Source organism: Streptomyces saintjeani (genome assembly GCF_055409605.1).
Map to the genome: position 1 here is coordinate 2,462,265 of NZ_CP189624.1, position 19,715 is coordinate 2,481,979.

General features: G+C 69.3%; 14 protein-coding genes. 6 read left to right on the top strand and 8 right to left on the bottom strand.

The features are described from left to right. Window positions 1-10 precede the first annotated feature (10 nt). Window positions 11-3,550, bottom strand: coding sequence for a DNA polymerase III subunit alpha (dnaE, locus tag ACQCO7_RS10985; RefSeq protein ID WP_464071646.1), 3,540 nt, complete (start codon window positions 3,548-3,550; stop codon window positions 11-13). A gap of 205 nt (window positions 3,551-3,755) precedes the next feature. Between dnaE and ACQCO7_RS10990 the strand changes: the two genes are divergently transcribed. The 4 genes from ACQCO7_RS10990 (at window position 3,756) to ACQCO7_RS11005 (ending at window position 8,504) form a co-directional block, all read left to right on the top strand. Further along, on the top strand, window positions 3,756-5,081 hold the full coding sequence (locus ACQCO7_RS10990; protein ID WP_464071647.1) for a DUF2252 domain-containing protein: 1,326 nt from the start codon (window positions 3,756-3,758) through the stop codon (window positions 5,079-5,081). A 112-nt stretch (window positions 5,082-5,193) separates the two neighbouring features. Beyond that, entirely contained in the window at window positions 5,194-5,886 is a 693-nt protein-coding gene (locus ACQCO7_RS10995; RefSeq protein WP_464071648.1) for a hypothetical protein, read from the top strand. Window positions 5,887-5,953: 67 nt separating this feature from the next. Continuing rightward, window positions 5,954-6,763: a thioredoxin domain-containing protein gene (locus ACQCO7_RS11000; protein ID WP_464071649.1), complete on the top strand. Its 810-nt coding sequence runs from the start codon at window positions 5,954-5,956 to the stop codon at window positions 6,761-6,763. An 82-nt stretch (window positions 6,764-6,845) separates the two neighbouring features. Further along, entirely contained in the window at window positions 6,846-8,504 is a 1,659-nt protein-coding gene (locus ACQCO7_RS11005; protein WP_464071650.1) for an alkaline phosphatase D family protein, read from the top strand. Window positions 8,505-8,507: 3 nt separating this feature from the next. Here the strand turns inward: ACQCO7_RS11005 and ACQCO7_RS11010 are convergent, their stop codons facing one another. Further along, window positions 8,508-9,077, bottom strand: a complete 570-nt coding sequence (locus tag ACQCO7_RS11010; protein WP_010350388.1) for a dienelactone hydrolase family protein — start codon at window positions 9,075-9,077, stop codon at window positions 8,508-8,510. A gap of 85 nt (window positions 9,078-9,162) precedes the next feature. Here ACQCO7_RS11010 and ACQCO7_RS11015 point away from each other — a divergent pair, with 85 nt between their 5' ends. Then, entirely contained in the window at window positions 9,163-10,272 is a 1,110-nt protein-coding gene (locus tag ACQCO7_RS11015) for a mechanosensitive ion channel family protein (RefSeq protein ID WP_464071651.1), read from the top strand. Window positions 10,273-10,491: 219 nt separating this feature from the next. Here ACQCO7_RS11015 and ACQCO7_RS11020 read toward each other — a convergent pair whose 3' ends face one another. The 4 genes from ACQCO7_RS11020 to ACQCO7_RS11035 all read right to left on the bottom strand — a co-directional run bounded on the left by ACQCO7_RS11020 (window position 10,492) and on the right by ACQCO7_RS11035 (window position 14,409). Further along, window positions 10,492-12,078: a Na+/H+ antiporter gene (locus tag ACQCO7_RS11020; RefSeq protein ID WP_464071652.1), complete on the bottom strand. Its 1,587-nt coding sequence runs from the start codon at window positions 12,076-12,078 to the stop codon at window positions 10,492-10,494. Between the two features lie 82 nt (window positions 12,079-12,160). Beyond that, window positions 12,161-13,105: an RluA family pseudouridine synthase gene (locus ACQCO7_RS11025; protein ID WP_409114613.1), complete on the bottom strand. Its 945-nt coding sequence runs from the start codon at window positions 13,103-13,105 to the stop codon at window positions 12,161-12,163. Window positions 13,106-13,117: 12 nt separating this feature from the next. Then, entirely contained in the window at window positions 13,118-13,663 is a 546-nt protein-coding gene (gene lspA, locus ACQCO7_RS11030; protein ID WP_464071653.1) for a signal peptidase II, read from the bottom strand. A gap of 149 nt (window positions 13,664-13,812) precedes the next feature. Continuing rightward, window positions 13,813-14,409, bottom strand: a complete 597-nt coding sequence (locus ACQCO7_RS11035) for a TraR/DksA family transcriptional regulator (RefSeq protein ID WP_464077192.1) — start codon at window positions 14,407-14,409, stop codon at window positions 13,813-13,815. Between the two features lie 246 nt (window positions 14,410-14,655). On the opposite strand from ACQCO7_RS11035, the gene ileS reads away from it, so the two are divergent. Then, complete coding sequence (ileS, locus tag ACQCO7_RS11040) at window positions 14,656-17,793, top strand: isoleucine--tRNA ligase (RefSeq protein ID WP_464071654.1); 3,138 nt, start codon at window positions 14,656-14,658, stop codon at window positions 17,791-17,793. Between the two features lie 188 nt (window positions 17,794-17,981). Here ileS and ACQCO7_RS11045 read toward each other — a convergent pair whose 3' ends face one another. Further along, window positions 17,982-19,340 carry a DivIVA domain-containing protein gene (locus ACQCO7_RS11045; RefSeq protein ID WP_464071655.1) on the bottom strand — a complete coding sequence of 453 codons (1,359 nt, stop codon included), beginning with the start codon at window positions 19,338-19,340 and terminating at the stop codon, window positions 17,982-17,984. 52 nt (window positions 19,341-19,392) lie between these two features. Next, on the bottom strand, window positions 19,393-19,677 hold the full coding sequence (locus ACQCO7_RS11050; protein WP_010350399.1) for a YggT family protein: 285 nt from the start codon (window positions 19,675-19,677) through the stop codon (window positions 19,393-19,395). Window positions 19,678-19,715: the final 38 nt, after the last annotated feature.

Below are 19,715 nucleotides of genomic sequence, written 5' to 3' on the forward strand. Positions count from 1 at the left end.
CGACCTCCCCCTACCCCGCCAGGCACGCCGGACCCAGCAGCACCTTCAGGTCACCGAACAACGCCGGGTCCGGCTTCACCCGGTGCCGGTCCAGCCGCAGGATCGTCGTCTTCGTCGGCCCCTGCAACCGGATCCGCACCTCGCTGTCCCCCCGGTGATGCGTGAGGATCTCGTTCAGCCGGCTCACCATCGGCGGCGTCACCCGGGTCGCCGGGATCGTCAGGATCACCGGCGCGTTGGTCCCCGCGTTGGACAGGTCCGGCACGGCCAGCTCCATCGCGACGAGCCGCGGCACGTCCTCCCGCTTGTCGAGGCGGCCCTTGACGAACACGACCGCGTCCTCGACGAGCTGCGTGGAGATCAGCTGGTACGTCGCCGGGAAGAACATGCACTCGATGGACCCGGCGAGATCCTCGACCGTCGCGATGGCCCACGCGTTGCCCTGCTTGGTCATCTTGCGCTGGAGCCCGGAGATGATCCCCCCGATGGTCACGACGGCCCCGTCCGCGTGCTCACCGCCCGTGAGCTGCGAGATCCCGGCGTCGGCCTTGTCGGACAGCACGTGCTCAAGCCCGAACAGGGGGTGGTCGGAGACGTACAGCCCGAGCATCTCCCGCTCCTGCGCGAGCAGATACGTCTTCTCCCACTCGTCGGTGGTGAACTCGACGTCCAGCCCGAACCCCGGCTCGTCGCTGTCCTCCTCCCCCATCCCCCCGAACAGGTCGAACTGCCCCTCGGCCTCCTTGCGCTTCACCGCGACCACGTTGTCGATCATCGTGTCGAAGTGCGCGGTGAGCCCCTTGCGCGTGTGCCCGAGGGAGTCGAACGCCCCGGCCTTGATCAGCGACTCGGTGGTCCGCTTGTTGCAGGCGACGGCCTCGACCTTGTCGAGGTAGTCGGGGAAGGACCCGTACTTCCCCTTGGCCTTGCGGCTGCGGATGATCGACTCGACGACGTTCGTGCCGACGTTACGGACCGCTTCGAGCCCGAAGAGGATCACGTCGTCACCCTGCGCGGCGAAGTTGTGCACGGACTCGTTGACGTCCGGCGGCAGCACCTTGATGCCCATGCGCCGGCACTCGTTGAGGTAGATCGCGGACTTGTCCTTGTCGTCCTTGACGGACGTCAGGAGCCCGGCCATGTACTCGGCGGGGTAGTTGGCCTTGAGGTAGGCGGTCCAGTAGGAGACGAGCCCGTACGCGGCGGAGTGCGCCTTGTTGAAGGCGTACCCGGCGAACGGCACCAGCACGTCCCACAGGGCCTGGATCGCCTCGTCGCTGTAGCCGTTCTTCTGGGCGCCGGCCTGGAAGATGGTGAAGTTCTTGGCCAGTTCCTCGGGCTTCTTCTTGCCCATCACGCGGCGCAGGATGTCGGCCTCGCCGAGGGAGTACCCGGCGATGATCTGGGCGGCCTTCTGCACCTGCTCCTGGTAGACGATCAGGCCGTAGGTGACCGCGAGGACCTCTTCGAGCGGCTCCTCCAGCTCCTTGTGGATCGGGGTGATCTCCTGGAGCTTGTTCTTGCGCAGCGCGTAGTTGGTGTGCGAGTCCATGCCCATCGGGCCGGGACGGTAGAGCGCGGAGACGGCGGAGATGTCTTCGAAGTTGTCCGGCTTCATCAGGCGCAGCAGCGAGCGCATGGGGCCGCCGTCGAACTGGAAGACGCCGAGGGTGTCGCCGCGCTGGAGGAGTTCGAAGGTCTTCGGGTCGTCGAGCGGCAGCGCGAGGAGGTCGAGTTCGACGCCCTTGTTGGACTTCACCATCTTGACGGCGTCGTCCATGATCGTCAGGTTGCGCAGGCCGAGGAAGTCCATCTTCAGCAGGCCGAGCGACTCGCACTGCGGGTAGTCCCACTGCGTGATGGTGACGCCGTCGGTGTGCCGGACCCAGATCGGGGCGTGGTCGACGATGGGCTCGCTGGACATGATGACGCCGGCGGCGTGCACGCCCATCTGCCGGACCAGGCCCTCGACGCCCTTGGCGGTGTCGATGACCTTCTTGACGTCCGGCTCGTTCTCGTACATCCCCCGGATCTCGCCCGCCTCGTTGTACCGGGGGTGCGAGGGGTTGGTGATGCCGTCGAGGTCGATGCCCTTGCCGAGGACGTCGGCGGGCATGGCCTTGGTGAGGCGGTCGCCCATGGCGTACGGGTACCCGAGGACGCGCGCGGAGTCCTTGATGGCGTTCTTGGCCTTGATCTTGCCGTAGGTGCCGATCATGGCGACCTTGTCGGAGCCGTACTTCTCCGTCACGTACCGGATCACCTCGACGCGCCGGCGCTCGTCGAAGTCGATGTCGACGTCCGGCATGGAGATGCGCTCGGGGTTGAGGAACCGCTCGAAGATCAGGCCGTGCGGGATGGGGTCGAGGTCGGTGATGCCCATGGCGTACGCGACGATCGAGCCGGCCGCCGAGCCTCGGCCGGGGCCGACGGCGATGCCCTGCTTCTTGGCCCACATGATGAAGTCGGCGACGACGAGGAAGTAGCCCGGGAAGCCCATCGAGATGATGGTGTCCATCTCGTACTCGACCTGCTTCATGCGGTCGTCCGGGATGCCGTCCGGGAAGCGGCGGTTCATGCCGCGCATGGTCTCCTCGCGGAACCAGGAGACCTCGGTGTAGCCGTCGGGGATGTCGAACTTCGGCATGAGGTTCTTCTCCTCGAACATGCCGGTGGTGTCGACCATCTCGGCGATGAGGAGCGTGTTGGCGCAGCCCTCCTGCCAGGCGTCGGAGGAGTCGACGGCGTACATCTCGTCCGTGGACTTGAGGTAGTAGCCGGTGCCGTCGAACTTGAAGCGGTCCGGGTCGGAGAGGTTCTTGCCGGTCTGGATGCACAGCAGCGCGTCGTGCGCCGTCGCCTCGTGCGCGTACGTGTAGTGCGAGTCGTTCGTCACCAGGGGCGGGATGCCGAGCTTCTTGCCGATCTCCAGGAGGCCGTCGCGGACCCGGTGCTCGATCTCGATGCCGTGGTCCATCAGCTCCAGGAAGTAGCGGTCCTTGCCGAAGATGTCCTGGTAGTCGGCCGCCGCCTTGAGGGCCTCGTCGTACTGGCCGAGGCGCAGCCGGGTCTGGAGCTCGCCGGAGGGGCAGCCGGTGGAGGCGACGATGCCCTCGGACCACTGGGAGATGGTCTCCTTGTCCATCCGGGGCCACTTCTGGAGCCAGCCCTCCGCGTACGCGTCGGAGGAGAGGCGGAAGAGGTTGTGCAGGCCGGTCTTGTTCACGGCCCACATCGTTTTGTGCGTGTACCCGCCGGAGCCCGAGACGTCGTCGCGCTTCTGGTGCGGCTGGCCCCACTGGATCTTGCGCTTGTTGCGCCGGGACTCGGGGGCGACGTACGCCTCGATGCCGATGATCGGGGTGACGCCCGCCTTCTTCGCGGTGTGGAAGAAGTCGTAGGCGCCGTGGAGGTTGCCGTGGTCGGACATCGCGATGTGGGTCATGCCCATCTCGTTGCACGCGTCGAACATGTCCTTGAGCCGCGCGGCACCGTCCAGCAGCGAGTACTGGGTGTGGACGTGCAGGTGCGTGAACGGCGGCTTTGACACGGCTTGGCCTCCTACAGGGAAACGGGTGGCGACGGGACTGCGGAGTGGTCTGGGGGTCGGCGTGAAGTCTATGCCTCGGCACTGACACGCGAAGGTCTCCCCCGCGTACCTTCACTGGCGGGCACCAATCGAAGGACCCGTCCGTTGGAGTCGGCAGATACGCAGAAACGCTGCCGAACACATACGCACCAGGAGGCACCCGGCGATGTCGGTCAACCGGCTCAACGACGAGCAGCGCGGCGAGGAGATCCTCGCCGTCTTCGACACCGCGTTCGGCGAGCTCCTGGCCGCCGACCCGGCCGCGTTCCGCGTGAAGTTCCGCAAGATGGCGGCTTCCGCGTTCGCGTTCTACCGGGGGACGGCCGCTCTCTTCTACCACGACCTGGACGCGGAGAAGCACGGCGGCCCCTACCTCGACGACCGCACCGCGCGCGTATGGATCCACGGCGACCTGCACGCGGAGAACTTCGGCACGTACATGGACGCGACGGGCCGCCTGATCTTCAACGTCAACGACTTCGACGAGGCGTACGTCGGCCCCTTCACCTGGGACCTCAAGCGCTTCGCCGCCTCCATCGCCCTCATCGGGTACGCGAAGGCGCTGAGCGACGAGCAGATCGGCGAGCTGGTCGGCGTCTACGCGGGCGCGTACCGCGAGCGCATCCACGCGCTGGCGACGGGCGCGAAGCGCGACGAGGTACCGCCGTTCACGCTGGACACCGCCGAGGGCCCGCTCCTGGACGCGCTCAGGGACGCCCGCTCGCTGACCCGCTTCGGTCTCCTGGAGTCGATGACGGAGATCCGTGACTTCGAGCGCCGCTTCGCGCCGGGCGGCGGCTCCATCGAGCTGGACGCGGCGACGCGCTACAAGGTGCTGGCCGCGTTCGACGGCTACCTGGAGACGCTCCCGGACTCCTCGCTGGCCCGCCCGGACTCGTACCGCGTCAAGGACGTCGTCGGCCGCCGGGGCATCGGCATCGGGTCGGCCGGGCTGCCGTCGTACAACATCCTGCTGGAGGGGCACAGCGACGCCCTGGAGAACGACGTCGTGATCTACATCAAGCAGGCCCAGACCCCGGCGGTCTCCCGGCACATCACGGACCGCGCGATCCGGGACTACTTCCAGCACGAGGGCCACCGCACGGTCATCTCCCAGCGCGCCCTCCAGGCGCACGCGGACCCGTGGCTGGGCTGGACCGAGCTGGACGGCGCGGGCCAGCTGGTCGCCGAGGTGTCGCCGTACGCGGTGGACCTGGACTGGGGCGACATCGACGACCCGGAGGAGATCGCGGCGGTCGTCGCGGACCTCGGCCGGGCGACGGCGACGATGCACGCGGCGGCGGACGACACCTCGGGCGAGTCGCTGGTGCCGTTCTCCACGGAACGGGCCATCGACGCGGCACTCGCGGCCGACGAGGAGGGCCTCGCGCCGCTCCTGGTGGACTTCGCGCACAGCTACGGCGCCCGCGCGCGGGCCGACCACCAGACCTTCGTCGACCTGTTCCGCAACGGCCGGATAGCGGGGCTGTGACAGAAGCTGTGACGAGAAAGGTGACGGGAAGGGCACACATGGCCGCCCCGGGGCCTCTCACAGGCACCTTTTAGGAGCCTCTTACGACAGCCCGTGTCACACTGCCGGTGTTATGGACATATCCGGGACCCGACTCAGAGCCGCGCGCGCGGCGCTGTTCACGGCACTCGTCGTGACGCTCAGCACCGCGTCGCACGTCCTGCTGTCCCGGGCCCCCCTGCCGCTGAACACGGTCGCGCTGATCACGGCGGCCGTGTTCGCGCTCGCCTACCTCCTCGCGGGCCGCGAACGCGGCTACACCCGGATCGCCGCGCTGCTGGTCCCGCTGGAGCTGGCGGCCGACACGGTCTTCACGACCGGTCAGCACGTCTGCTACGGCCCGGCCGGCGGCCCGGTCACCGGCCCGCTGCGCTCGGTCGGCTGGAACGTCCTGTGCGGCGACGGCACCGAGTTCGGCACCCCCCTCACCCGCGTCACCCAGTCCGGCCAGGTCCCGGCGCTCCTCGCGCACGCCGACCCGGCGACGGCGTGGGGGCTGCTCGCGGCGCACGTCAGCGTCGGCCTGGTCGCCGCCGCCTGGCTGCGCCGGGGCGAGCGGGCCTTGGCCCAGCTGCTGCGGGCCGCCGCGGTGACGACGTTCCGGCCGCTGCTGCTCGCGGTGGCCGCCGTGACGCACCGGCCGCGCCCCGAGACCGGTGTCACCGGCCGCCTGCCGCGCGCGACGCGCCGTACGGCCGCCGTCCGTGACCTGCTCCTCGTCCACTCCCTGGGACGCAGGGGTCCGCCGCTCGCCGCCTGCGCCTGACGGTTCAGGCACGCGACGCGACACCCCCGTACACCCCTTTTCACACGCTTTCAGGGAGAACACCGACATGAGCAAGCGCAACAGTCAGGCGTCGAAGAGCGCGGCGCGCGAGCGGCTGCGCGAGGAGCGCGAGCGGCAGGCGAAGAAGGACAAGGTCAAGCGGCAGGTCATCGTGGCCGCCTCGGCGCTGGCGGTGCTGGCGGCGGCCGGCGGGATCAGCTACGCGGTGATCCAGGCCAACAAGCCCTCCCACTGGGAGGCCGCGAAGAGCGACACCGTCGTCGCCCCGGCCAACACCACCGGCGACAAGGGCACGACCGTCGTCATCGGCAAGGACACCGCGAAGAAGACCCTCAAGATCTTCGAGGACCCGCGCTGCCCGATCTGCGCCCAGTTCGAGCAGACGGTCGGGACGACCGTGAAGAAGGACATCGACGACGGCAAGTTCAAGTTCCAGTACGTCGGCGCGACCTTCATCGACAACAAGGACAACGGCGAGGGCTCCAAGAACGCCCTCAGCGCCCTCGGCGCCGCGCTGAACGTCAGCCCCGAGGCGTTCCTCGAGTACAAGGCCGCGATGTACTCGACGAAGTGGCACCCGGAGGAGACGACCGACAAGTTCAAGGACGACAGCTACCTCATCGAGATAGCCGACACGGTCCCGGCGCTCAAGGGCAACGCCAAGTTCCAGGACGCCGTCAAGAAGGGCACGTACGACGCCTGGGCGATGGCCATGTCGAAGACGTTCGACGACAACAAGGAAGGCGTCCAGGGCACGCCCGGCTTCGTCATGGACGGCAAGCAGCTCAACGACGGGAAGCCGATGATGACGGTGGACCAGTTCAACCAGGTGGTCGACGCCGCGATCAAGGGCTGAACCCCTCCTCGGTGAACAACTGGCGGGCGGACTTCACGAGTTCGCCCGCCCCCGTTCATACTGATCAGTAACCTGAGGGTTCGTGACCACACCGCAAAGACGCACTCACGAGCCCCTCACCCCGCGCCGCCGTACGGTCGTCAAGGCCGCGGCGGCGACCGCCGTCCTGGCCGGACCGCTGGCCGCCGCCCTGCCCGCGCGCGCAGCCTCCGAAACCGCCCCGGCCTTCCTGCACGGCCTCGCCTCCGGCGACCCCCTCGCCGACGGCGTCCTGCTGTGGACCCGGGTGACGCCCGCGCCCGAGGCGCTCCCCGGCTCGGGACTCGGCCCGGACACCGAGGTGGAATGGGTGATAGCCCGCGACAAGGCCCTCACGGACATCGCCGCGCGCGGCACCGTCACCGCGACCGCCGCCTCCGACCACACCGTCAAGGCGGACGTCCGCGGCCTCGCCCCGGCGACCGACTACTGGTTCCGCTTCTCGGCGGGCACCGCCCTCTCCCCCGTCGCGCGCACCCGTACGGCCCCGGCGGCCGACGCGTCCGTCACGGGTCTGCGCTTCGGCGTGGTCTCCTGCGCGAACTGGGAGGCCGGGTACTTCGCGTCGTACCGCCACCTCGCCGCACGGGGTGACCTGGACGCCTGGCTGCACCTCGGCGACTACATCTACGAGTACGGCACCGGCCAGTACGGCACCCGGGGCAAGGTGATCCGCCCGCACGTCCCCACCCACGAGATCGTCACCCTCGCCGACTACCGCGCCCGGCACGGCAACTACAAGACGGACGGCGACCTCCAGGCGCTGCACGCCAAGGCGCCGGTCGTCGCGATCTGGGACGACCACGAGTTCGCCAACGACTCCTGGTCCGGCGGCGCCGAGAACCACACCGAGGGCGCCGAGGGCACCTGGACGGCCCGGCAGGCCGCCGCCAAGCAGGCGTACTTCGAGTGGATGCCGGTGCGGCCCGCCCTCGCCGGTACGACCTACCGGCGGCTGCGGTTCGGGAAGCTCGCCGACCTCTCGCTGCTCGACCTGCGGTCCTTCCGCTCCCAGCAGGTCAAGACGGGCAACGGCTCGGTGGACGACCCCGGGCGCACGATCACCGGGCGCGCCCAGCTGGACTGGCTGAAGGCCGGGCTGAAGTCCTCCGACACTACGTGGAAGCTCGTCGGGAACTCGGTGATGATCTCGCCGTTCGCGATCGGCTCCCTGGCCGCCGACATCTTCAAGCCGCTGGCCAAGCTGCTCGGCCTGCCCGAGGAGGGCCTCGCCCTCAACACCGACCAGTGGGACGGCTACACCGACGACCGGCGCGAGCTGCTGGCCCACCTGAGGTCGAACGCGATCTCCAACACGGTCTTCCTCACCGGCGACATCCACATGGCGTGGGCGAACGACGTCCCCGTGGACGCCGGCACCTACCCCCTCTCCCCGTCCGCGGCCACCGAGTTCGTCGTCACGTCGGTCACCTCCGACAACCTCGACGACCTCACGAACGCCCCCGAGGGCGTCATCTCCGCGCTGGCCTCGCCGGTGATCCGCGCCGCCAACCGCCACGTCCAGTGGATCGACACCGACCGCCACGGGTACGGCGTACTCGACATCACGCCCGCCCGCGCGCAGATGGACTACTACACGCTCTCCGACAAGACGAAGCAGAACGCGACGTCGTCGTGGTCGCGGTCCTACCGCACGCTCGCCGGGAGCCAGAAGGTCGAGCGGACGTACGACCCGGTGTAGGTCCTAGAGCGTTTCGAGGAAGCCGAGCGCCACCCGCCAGGTGGTCTCGGCGGCCTCCTCGTCGTAGTCGGGGAGGCCGGGGTCGGTGTAGAGGTGGCCGGCCCCGGCGTACCGGTGGACCTCCACGTCGGCGCCGGTCCGGCCCATCTGGAGGTACCAGGAGTTCAGCCAGTCGTCCGTCTCGAACTGGTCCGGCGAGGCGACGTGCAGCTGTACGGGGAGTTCGTCCACGGAGGCGTTGGGCGCGATGTCCGACGTGCCGTGCAGCAGGAGCAGGCCGCGCGCCTTCTCGTCGCCGAGTGCGAGGGTCTGCGCGACGGACGCGCCCAGCGAGAAGCCGGCGTAGACCAGGCCGCGCTCGGAGTAGGGGGCGGCGGCGAGGACGGCGCGCTTGAGGAGTTCCTCCTTGCCGACGGTCTCCTTGAACTCCATCCCCGCCTCGGCCTCGTCGAACGTCCGCCCCTCGAAGAGATCGGGCGTCCAGACCACGTGCCCGGCCCCGCGCAGCCGCTCCGCGGCGTCCTGTACGGCGGGCCTGAGGCCGTAGGTCGAGTGGAAGAGCATGATGTTCATGCCCTCATGGTGCCAGCCACACCCTGCACACGAGTCTCACGGGCCCCATGTTCAGGGCCACCCCTGAGCGGCTACGTTCGACGGTATGGAGAACCTGCTCCGACCCGTGATCGTCGTGGGCGGCTCACTCGCCCTGACCCTGCTCATCGGCTGGGCCACCGACCGCCTTCTGCGCAAGGCCGACGCCCGCCACTCGGAGACCCCGCTGTGGGGCCTGCTGCGCCGGGGCCGCGTCCCCTACCAGCTGCTGATCTGCGCCGCCCTGCTGAGAGGCTCGTACGACAGGGCCGAACTGCTCCAGGACCACCGCGTCGCCATCGGCCGCGCGCTGACGCTGGTGCTGATCGGCTCCGCGGCCTGGGTGATCGTCCGCATCTCCGCCGCGATCGTGGAGACGACGTTCACCCGGTACGCCAGCTCCCGCGCAGGCCGCGACCCCGCGCGCGTACGCCGGGTACGCACCCAGGTCTCCCTGATCATGCGGGTCGTCGCGGCCGTCGTGGGGGTCGTCGCCATCGCCGCGATGCTGCTCACGTTCCCCGCGATGCGCGCCGCCGGGGCCTCGCTGCTCGCCTCCGCCGGCATCATCGGCATCGTCGCCGGTATCGCCGCCCAGTCCACCCTCAGCAACATGTTCGCCGGGTTCCAGATCGCCTTCGGCGACATGGTCCGGCTCGGTGACACGGTCGTCGTCGACGGGGAGTGGGGCACGGTCGAGGACATCACCCTGACGTACCTGACCGTCCGCACCTGGGACGAACGCCGGATCACGATGCCGGTGTCGTACTTCACGTCCAAGCCGTTCGAGAACTGGTCGCGGGGCGGGGCGCAGCTGACCGGCACGGTGTTCTGGCAACTGGACCACTCGGCCCCGCTGGACGCGATGCGGGTCCACCTGCGCGACATCCTCCGGGCGTGCGAGCACTGGGACGGCCGCGCGTACGACCTGACGGTGACCGACAGCACCCCGAACACGATCGAGGTCCGCGCCCTCCTGACGGCGAAGGACGCGGACGACATCTGGAAGGTGCGGGTGACGGTCCGCGAACAGATGATCACCTGGCTCTGTACGCACCACCCGCACGCCCTCCCCCGGGTCAACACGGCGGACGCCCACCTGCCCCCGACGAGCCCGCGCCCGGACGGGGTGTCACCACGCAGGGCGCACGAGCCTCCGCACGCGCCGCGGGGATGACGGTACGGGGACGCCTCACGCACCCCATGGGCGCGCAGCGCCCCCTCAGGGGCGCGGGGAACTGCGCGCCCAGCCCCCACGGCGCCGCACCCCGCCCCTCACCACTCCACCCATTCCGCCCCCAACACCCCCAACCCGCCAACGGCGATCACCCCCACAGGAAACGCCCACCCCTCAACGAACTGGAAACGGGCGGGCGGGGTGGGAAAGCCCCCGGCATCACCGCAGGCTCCGCACATCCAACTGCCTCAACACCCGATCCACAATCTCCGGATCCGCCCCGCTCTCACTCCGCGCAGCCAACACCTCATGCCGAGCCGCACTCATCATCTCCCCCTGAATCCGCCGCACCCGCTTCAGCCTCCGCACCCGCTTCTCATGCCCCTCCCGCCGCTCGTCCTCGACAATATGAGGAGAAATCCGCACCCCGATCTCAAACGCCCGCCGCAACAGCTGCTCGGACACCTCCTCCGGCAACTCCTCCACCTCCTCGATCTCCCGCAACCTCCGCTTGGCGGCTTTGGCGGCCCGAACCGCCAACTCCCGCTCGTACTCCTTCTCCCGCTCGGTATCGGCCCGAACCCCGAGCCGCCGGACAAGAAACGGCAGGGTCAGCCCCTGAAGCACAAGGGTGGTCATGATCACCCCGAAGGCGATGAAGACGATCTCGTCGCGGGCGGGAAAAGCGGACCCGTCGTCGACATGCAAGGGAATGGCAAGAGCAAGGGCGACAGAGGCAACCCCCCGCATCCCGGACCACCACATGACGACGGTCTCCCGCCAGCTCATCGGAATCTCCTCGTCGACATCCCGCCGAGCATGCAGCTTCCGGGCCAGCCACCCCGCGGGAAGCAACCACAGAAGCCGCACAAAAATAACGACTCCGGCAACAATGGCGGCCCACCCGAGCATCTCCCCCCAGCGCCCGGAAGCGGTCCGAATGGCGTTGTGCAGCTCAAGCCCGATCAGCCCGAAGGCGACGCCGGTGACGAGCGTGTCGACGATGTCCCAGAACGCGTGCCCGGCAAGCCGATTGACGACGTCGTCGGGGTCGGTGGCGTACTCGGCGAGAAAAAGCGCACAGGTCAGAACGGCCAGCACCCCGGACCCATGCAGTTCCTCGGCCAGCACGTACGCGGCGAACGGCACGAGCAACGTCAGACTGATCTGAAGAGTCGCGTCCCCGAGCAGATCGAGCAGCTTGTTGGCCCCCCACCCGAGCACAACCCCCACCACGACAGCGACGACGGCGGACAGCACGAACTGGAGAACGGCCTCCCCCGCATGGAACTCCCCGCTGACGACGGCGGCGATGGCGACGTGGTACAGCACGATCGCGGTGACGTCGTTGAACAGCCCCTCCCCCTCCAGGATGGAGACGAGCCGCCGGGGCAGCCCCAGTTGCCCGGCGACGGCGGTGGCGGCGACGGGGTCGGGTGGAGCCACCAGCGCCCCCAGCGCGACAGCGGCAGCGACGGACAGCCCGGGCACGATGCTGTGGGCGACGGCGGCGACGGAGAACGTGGTCACGAAGACGAGCGCGACGGCGAGCAGGAAGATGGGCCGCCGATTCGCGGCGAACTGCCGCCAGGAGGTCCGCCGCACGGCCGCGTACAGCAGCGGCGGCAACAGCACGGGCAGGATCAGCCCGGGCGGAATATCGACGTTGGGCACGAAGTCCGCGACGGCGAGCAGAATCCCGAGCAGCGTCATCAGCACCGGGGACGGCAACCCGAACCGGTCACCGACGGGCACACTGATCACGGCCCCGAGCAGCAGGACGAACAAGAGGGCCAGCTGATCCACGGCAGTCGCTCCGGCGTTCTAGACACAACCGATCAAGAACAAGCCTCGCACGCACCGCGCGAGCCCGGAGAAACGCCGCGGCTCACCCGTACGTCTCCTCCCGGACGAGGTCCAGCGCGAGCTGAAGGTCCGCGGGATAGTCGCTGGAGAACTCGACCCACTCCCCGTCCCCGGGGTGCTCGAAGCCGAGGCGGACCGCGTGCAGCCACTGCCGGGTCAGGCGCAGCCGCTTGGAGAGGGTGGGGTCGGCGCCGTACGTGAGGTCGCCGACGCAGGGGTGCCGGTGCGCGGACATGTGCACGCGGATCTGGTGGGTGCGCCCGGTCTCCAGCTTGATGTCGAGCAGGGAGGCCGAACGGAACGCCTCGATGAGGTCGTAGTGGGTGACGGAGTCCTTGCCGTCGGCGGTGACGGCCCACTTGTAGTCGTGCTGGGGGTGGCGTCCGATGGGCGCGTCGATGGTGCCGCTCGTCGGGTCGGGGTGCCCCTGGACGAGGGTGTGGTAGCGCTTGTCGACGACGCGTTCCTTGAACTGCCGCTTCAGCGAGGTGTACGCCCGCTCCGACTTGGCGACGACCATCAGGCCGGACGTCCCGACGTCGAGCCGGTGCACGATCCCCTGGCGCTCGGCGGCGCCGGACGTGGAGATGCGGTACCCGGCGGCGGCGAGCCCGCCGATGACGGTGGTCCCGGTCCACCCCGGGGACGGGTGCGCGGCGACGCCGACCGGCTTCATGATGACGACGACGTCGTCGTCGTCGTACACGATCTCCATGCCCTCGACCGGCTCCGCGACGATCTGCACCGGTGCGGGGGCCTGCGGCATCTCGACCTCCAGCCAGGCGCCGCCGTGCACGCGCTCCGACTTGCCGACCACCGAGCCGTCCACCGAGACCTTCCCCGCCGCGGCCAGCTCGGCGGCCTTCGTGCGGGAGAAGCCGAACATCCGGGAGATGGCGGCGTCGACACGCTCGCCCTCCAGGCCGTCGGGCACGGGCAGGGTTCGGATCTCGGGAATGGTGCTCACCCGTCGAGTATGTCAGTCCTTGTGGACGGTCCCGTCCGGGTCCAGTCCCTTGAACGACAGGAGGACGATCAGAATGCCGCCGCAGACGATCGCGGAGTCGGCGAGATTGAACACGGCGAAGTGCTTGGGGGCGATGAAGTCGACGACGGCCCCCTCGAAGATCCCGGGCGACCGGAAGATCCGGTCGGTGAGGTTCCCGAGCGCCCCCCCGAGCAGCAGCCCGAGCGCGATCGCCCACGGCAGGCTGTACAGCTTCCGGGCCAGCCGCACGATCACGACGATCACGGTGGCGGCGATCACCGTGAAGATCACGGTGAACGCTTCCCCGAAGCTGAACGCGGCCCCGGAATTGCGGATCGCGTCCAGCTTGAGCCAGTCCCCGATCAGTTCGACGGGAGCATGATGCTCAAGCTTGGCGACCACGATGATCTTGCTGACGAGATCGAGCGCGTAAGCGACAGCGGCCACCGTGAACAACACGAGAACCCGCCGCTTCCCCCGAGGCGACTCCCCCTCGGGAACCTCCGACGTACCGATAACGCGCTCCACCTCTGCCACGTAAGTCCCTCACGTAGGTACCAGTGAGGACGAGAGTACGACACGCTTGAAAAGGCAGGCGCGCAGCGCCGTCTTTTCAAGGGGCGCGGGGAACTGCGCGACCAGCCACAGCGAGCCCGCACCCGGCAACGAACCCCCCGCCACCCCCCTCAGTAGCGCCGTTCTTGCTTCTGCTTGCACGCAACACACAAGGTCGCCCGAGGAAACGCCTGCATCCGGGCCTTCCCGATCGCCTCCCCGCAGCTCTCGCACAACCCGTACGTCCCCGCATCGAGCCGCTCCAACGCCCGCTCGCTCTGCTCCAGCATCTCCCGGGCGTTCGCGGTGAGCGCCATCTCGTGCTCCCGCGTGATGTTCTTCGTCCCGGTGTCCGCCTGATCGTCCCCCGCCCCGTCCCCGGAATCCCGCATGAGCCCGGCCAGCGCTCCCTCGGACGCGTCGATCTCCGACCGCAGCCGCATGACCTCGGACATCAGCTCGGCGCGTGCCTCGGCCACCTCGTCCGGCGTCCACGGCTCCTCTCCCTCCCTGACAGCCAGCACAGCCGTACCCGCACTCTTCTTGTTCTTAGCCACCATGGCCGCGGCCCCTTCACATACGTGATCTTGCGCGCGAATCGTGCTGGGACGATAAATCGACTTCACCCGCTCGGCAACAGGTCGGACCGCCTGCCGCGCACCCCGGGAATTCCGTTCGGCCACCCCGCCCGGAGCCCCGTACACTGGCCGGAGCGACAAAGCATTGATGGGGACGAGTAGCGGCGTACGCGGCCGAGAGCGACCCGGGGACGGTGGGAGCCCGGGGGTGAGCGCGTCGTGAAGATCACCCCGGAGCCGCCGGAAGAAAGCCGCCAGGCGAGTAGACCCGGTTTCGCGAACCCAATGAGGGGGCTCCCCGGAGGACCGGTGGGCCAAGGAGGGTGGTACCGCGGGAGCGAAACGGCTCTCGTCCCTCCGACGGAAGGCAGCAAGTCCGTTGGAGGAAGCTCGCAGATGACAGAGCCGACGTACCGCCAGGTCCCCGCCCAGGTCGACCTGCCCGCGCTGGAGCACACCGTGCTCGACTTCTGGCGCGAGCAGAAGATCTTCGCCAAGACGCTGGAGCAGTCCGAGGGCCGCCCGGAGTGGGTGTTCTACGAGGGCCCGCCCACCGCGAACGGCATGCCCGGCGCCCACCACATCGAGGCCCGCGTCTTCAAGGACGTCTTCCCCCGGTTCCGCACGATGCGCGGCTACCACGTCGGCCGCAAGGCCGGCTGGGACTGCCACGGCCTGCCGGTGGAGCTGGCGGTCGAGAAGGAGCTGGGCTTCTCCGGCAAGCAGGACATCGAGACGTACGGCATCGCGGAGTTCAACGCGAAGTGCCGGGAGTCGGTGCTGCGCCACACGGACGCGTTCTCCGAGCTGACGACCCGTATGGGCTACTGGGTCGACCTCGACGACGCGTACGTGACGATGGACCCGGAGTACATCGAGTCCGTCTGGTGGTCGCTGAAGGAGATCTTCAACAAGGGTCTCCTGGTCCAGGACCACCGCGTCGCCCCCTGGTGCCCGCGCTGCGGCACCGGCCTCTCGGACCACGAGCTGGCCCAGGGCTACGAGACGGTCGTCGACCCGTCCGTGTACGTCCGTTTCCCTCTCACCTCCGGTCCGCTGGCCGGCGAGGCCGCCCTCCTGGTGTGGACGACGACCCCCTGGACACTGGTCTCCAACACGGCCGTGGCCGCGCACCCCGAGGTGACCTACGCGGTCGTGACGGACGGCACGGAGAAGCTGGTCGTCGCCGAACCGCTCGTCACCAAGGCGCTCGGCGAGGGCTGGGAGACCACAGGTCAGACCTTCACCGGCGCCGAAATGGAGCGCTGGAACTACCAACGTCCGTTCGATCTGGTTGAGTTCCCGGCTCCGGCGCATTACGTCGTCAACGCCGAGTACGTGACCACCGAGGACGGCACCGGCCTCGTCCACCAGTCCCCCGCGTTCGGCGAGGACGACCTCAAGGTCTGCCGCGCGTACGGCCTGCCGGTCGTGAACCCGGTCCGCCCGGACGGCACGTTCGAGGCGGACGTACCGATGGTCGGCGGAGTCTTCTTCAAGAAGGCGGACGAAAAGCTCACCGAGGACCTTCAGCAGCGCGGCCTCCTCTTCAGGCACATCCCGTACGAGCACAGCTACCCGCATTGCTGGCGCTGTCACACCGCGCTCCTCTACTACGCGCAGCCCTCCTGGTACATCCGCACGACGGCGGTCAAGGACCGCCTCCTCCAGGAGAACGAGAAGACGAACTGGTTCCCGGACACGGTCAAGCACGGCCGCTACGGCGACTGGCTCACCAACAACATCGACTGGGCGCTGTCGCGCAACCGCTACTGGGGCACCCCGCTGCCGATCTGGCGCTGCGAGGACGACCACCTCACGGTCGTCGGCTCCCGCGCGGAGCTGACCGAGCTGACCGGCACCGACCAGTCGTCCCTGGACCCGCACCGGCCGTACATCGACGCCGTCACGTTCGGCTGCCCGGACTGCGGCAAGGCGGCGACCCGCGTCCCCGAGGTCATCGACGCCTGGTACGACTCGGGTTCCATGCCGTTCGCGCAGTGGGGCTACCCGTACAAGAACAAGGAACTCTTCGAGTCCCGCTACCCGGCGCAGTTCATCTCCGAGGCGATCGACCAGACCCGCGGCTGGTTCTACACGCTGATGGCGATCGGCACGCTGGTCTTCGACAAGTCGAGCTACGAGAACGTCGTCTGCCTCGGCCACATCCTGGCCGAGGACGGCCGCAAGATGTCCAAGCACCTCGGCAACATCCTCCAGCCGATCCCGCTGATGGACCAGCACGGCGCCGACGCGGTCCGCTGGTTCATGGCCGCCGGCGGCTCCCCGTGGGCCGCGCGCCGGGTGGGCCACGGCACGATCCAGGAGGTCGTCCGCAAGACCCTCCTGACGTACTGGAACACGGTCGCCTTCCAGGCCCTGTACGCCCGCACGTCCAACTGGTCCCCCTCGGCGGCCGACCCGGCCCCCGCCGACCGCCCGGTCCTGGACCGCTGGCTCCTGTCCGAACTCCACGCCCTGACCGCCCAGATGACGGAGGCACTGGACGCCTACGACACCCAGCGCGCCGGCAAGCTCCTGTCCGCGTTCGTCGACGACCTGTCGAACTGGTACGTACGCCGCTCCCGGCGCCGTTTCTGGCAGGGCGACAAGGCGGCGCTGCGCACGCTGCACGAGGTCGTCGAGACGGTCACGAAGCTGATGGCGCCGCTGACCCCGTTCATCACCGAGCGGGTCTGGCAGGACCTGGTCGTCCCGGTCACCCCGGGCGCCCCGGAGTCCGTGCACCTGTCCTCGTGGCCGGAGGCGGACGAGAAGGCGATCGACCCGGAGCTGTCGCGGCAGATGGCCCTGGTCCGGCGCCTCGTCGAGCTGGGCCGCGCGACCCGCGCCGAGTCCGGTGTGAAGACCCGTCAGCCGCTGTCGCGCGCGCTGATCGCGGCGTCCGGCTTCGACGCCCTCGACCGCGAACTGCACGCGCAGATCACGGAGGAGCTGAACGTCGAGTCGCTGGCGTCCCTCTCCGAGGTGGGCGGCAGCCTCGTCGACACCACCGCGAAGGCCAACTTCCGGGCGCTCGGCAAGAGGTTCGGCAAGCGCGTCCAGGACGTCGCCAAGGCGGTCGCGAACACGGACGCGGCGGCCCTGTCGCTGGCCCTGCGCGAGGGCACGGCGTCGGTCGAGGTCGACGGCGAGACGATCACCCTGTCCCCGGACGAGGTCATCGTCACCGAGACGCCCCGCGAGGGCTGGTCGGTGGCCTCCGACTCCGGCGCGACCGTCGCCCTGGACCTGGAGATCACCGAGGAACTGCGCCGCGCGGGCCTGGCCCGTGACGCGATCCGCCTGATCCAGGAGGCCCGCAAGAACAGCGGCCTCGACGTCGCCGACCGCATCGCCCTGCGCTGGGAGTCCGCCGACCCGGCGGTCACCGAGGCCCTGACCGGCCACAGCACCCTCATCGCCGACGAGGTCCTCGCGACGGACTTCGCGACCGGCCCCGCCGACGGCACGTACGGCGAGCCGTTCACGGACGAGGGGCTCAGCCTGACGTTCCGCCTGCGCAAGGCGTAACACCGTACGGCCTAGGCCCGGTTCCCCCCAAGCGGGGGGAGCCGGGCCTTCGTCGTCCCCCGCCGTCCTGCCCAACTCCTCCGCAACACGCGTAAAAAGGGCGCGGCCCCGGACGAATCCGGGGCCGCGCCCTGAACGCTGCCTGTGCCTACGGCGTACTACGTGCCGTAGGGGCCTCTAGGAGGCCGTCAGTTGTCGTCCTCGTCGATGAGGAAGCCGCGCATCGGCGAGGGAGCCTGGCCCATCGGGGAGGGACCCTGCGGACGGACGGGAGCCATCGGCTGAGTCATCGCCGGGGACATCTGCTGCTGGCCGCCGTAGGACGGACCGGCGGGGCTGGGCTGCCCCATGCCCGAACCACCCATGCCGGGACCGCCCATTCCGCCACCCATGCCCGAACCGCCCATGCCGGGCGCACCCGCGCCGTAGGACGGGGCGCTCGCGCCGGCCGGAGCCATGGAGGGCGACGGGGACGGCGGCAGGGAAGCCGTCGCGGGGGTGCGCGGCGGGGCCAGGGAGTCGTCGGCCTGGGTCTCCAGCTGACGCAGCTGGGATTCCAGGTAGGACTTCAGGCGGGTGCGGTACTCGCGCTCGAAGCCGCGCAGGTCCTCGACCTTGCGCTCCAGCGTGGCGCGGGCGGACTCCAGGGAGCCCATGGCGACGCGGTGCTTCTCCTGGGCGTCCCGCTCCAGGGCGTCGGCCTTGGCGCGGGCGTCGCGCTCCAGGCCCTCGGCGCGCGAACGGGCCTCGCCGACGATCTTGTTGGCCTCGGAGCGTGCCTCGGCGATCGCCTGGTCGGCGGTCTGCTGGGCCAGCGAGAGGACACGAGCCGCGCTGTCGCCGCCGGGACCCTGGCCGGGGCCGCCCATCGGACCGCCCATGGGGCCACCCATCGGGCCGCCCATCTGCTGCTGCATGGGCGGCTGACCGCCCATCGGACCCTGGCCCATCGGGCCGGGACCCATCGGCCCCTGACCCATCGGACCCGGGCCCTGGGGACCCTGGCCGCTGGGACCGGCCGGAAGCTGCGGGGCACCGCTCGGCAGCTGGGGCGGGCCGCCCATGGGGCCGCCCATCTGCTGCTGCGGCGGGCCCGATATCCCTGCGGGCACCGGGGCGCCCGGCCCTCGCATGCCCTGCTGCGGCATCCCCTGCGGGGGCATGCCCTGCTGGGGCATCCCGGGCTGCTGCATGCCCTGCTGCATCCCTTGCTGCTGCATGCCCTGTTGTTGCATGCCCTGCTGTTGCATGCCCTGCTGCTGGGGCATCCCCTGCTGCGGCATGCCCTGCTGGGGCGGCATTCCCTGCTGCTGGGGCATGCCCTGCTGCTGGTCCTGCGGCTCCGGGGCCTTGCGCTGCTGGTTCTGCGCGGCGGCGCGGGTGGCCGCGGCCAGCTTGGCGCGCAGGTCCTCGTTCTCGCGCAGCAGGCGGGTCAGTTCGGCTTCGACCTCGTCGAGGAAGGCATCGACCTCGTCCTCGTCATAGCCTTCTCGGAGGCGGACGGTCGTGAACTGCTTGTTCCGCACGTCCTCGGGGGTCAACGGCATCTCTTCACCTCAACGTTGTCTTCGGCATCGGCAAGACGGTAGGTCACATCGTTCACAGCCGGATCACGATCGAGATCAGGACATAGACGATGATCATCAGTACGAAGAAGGACAGGTCGAGCGCCACGCCCCCGAGACGCAACGGCGGGATGAACCGCCGAAGAAGCTTGAGCGGTGGATCGGTGACAGTGTAGGTGGCCTCCAGAACGACCACCATCGCCTTGCCGGGTTGCCACGAGCGGGCGAACTGGAAGACGTAGTCCATGACCAGCCGGAAGATGAGCACGATGAGGAAGACCATCAGCGCGATGTAGATGATGTTCAGGACCACGCCCATGTTCGGTGCTTCCCTCTCCCCTGCTTACGCGTGCTCTG

Bases quoted from the DNA above. Each gene is read 5' to 3' on its own strand.
- ACQCO7_RS11010 (WP_010350388.1), bottom strand. From the start codon at position 9,077: ATGAACATCATGCTCTTCCACTCGACCTACGGCCTCAGGCCCGCCGTA.
- ACQCO7_RS11050 (WP_010350399.1), bottom strand. From the start codon at position 19,677: ATGGGCGTGGTCCTGAACATCATCTACATCGCGCTGATGGTCTTCCTC.
- ACQCO7_RS11000 (WP_464071649.1), top strand. From the start codon at position 5,954: ATGAGCAAGCGCAACAGTCAGGCGTCGAAGAGCGCGGCGCGCGAGCGG.
- ACQCO7_RS10995 (WP_464071648.1), top strand. From the start codon at position 5,194: ATGGACATATCCGGGACCCGACTCAGAGCCGCGCGCGCGGCGCTGTTC.
- ACQCO7_RS11015 (WP_464071651.1), top strand. From the start codon at position 9,163: ATGGAGAACCTGCTCCGACCCGTGATCGTCGTGGGCGGCTCACTCGCC.
- ACQCO7_RS10990 (WP_464071647.1), top strand. From the start codon at position 3,756: ATGTCGGTCAACCGGCTCAACGACGAGCAGCGCGGCGAGGAGATCCTC.
- ileS (WP_464071654.1), top strand. From the start codon at position 14,656: ATGACAGAGCCGACGTACCGCCAGGTCCCCGCCCAGGTCGACCTGCCC.
- ACQCO7_RS11045 (WP_464071655.1), bottom strand. From the start codon at position 19,340: ATGCCGTTGACCCCCGAGGACGTGCGGAACAAGCAGTTCACGACCGTC.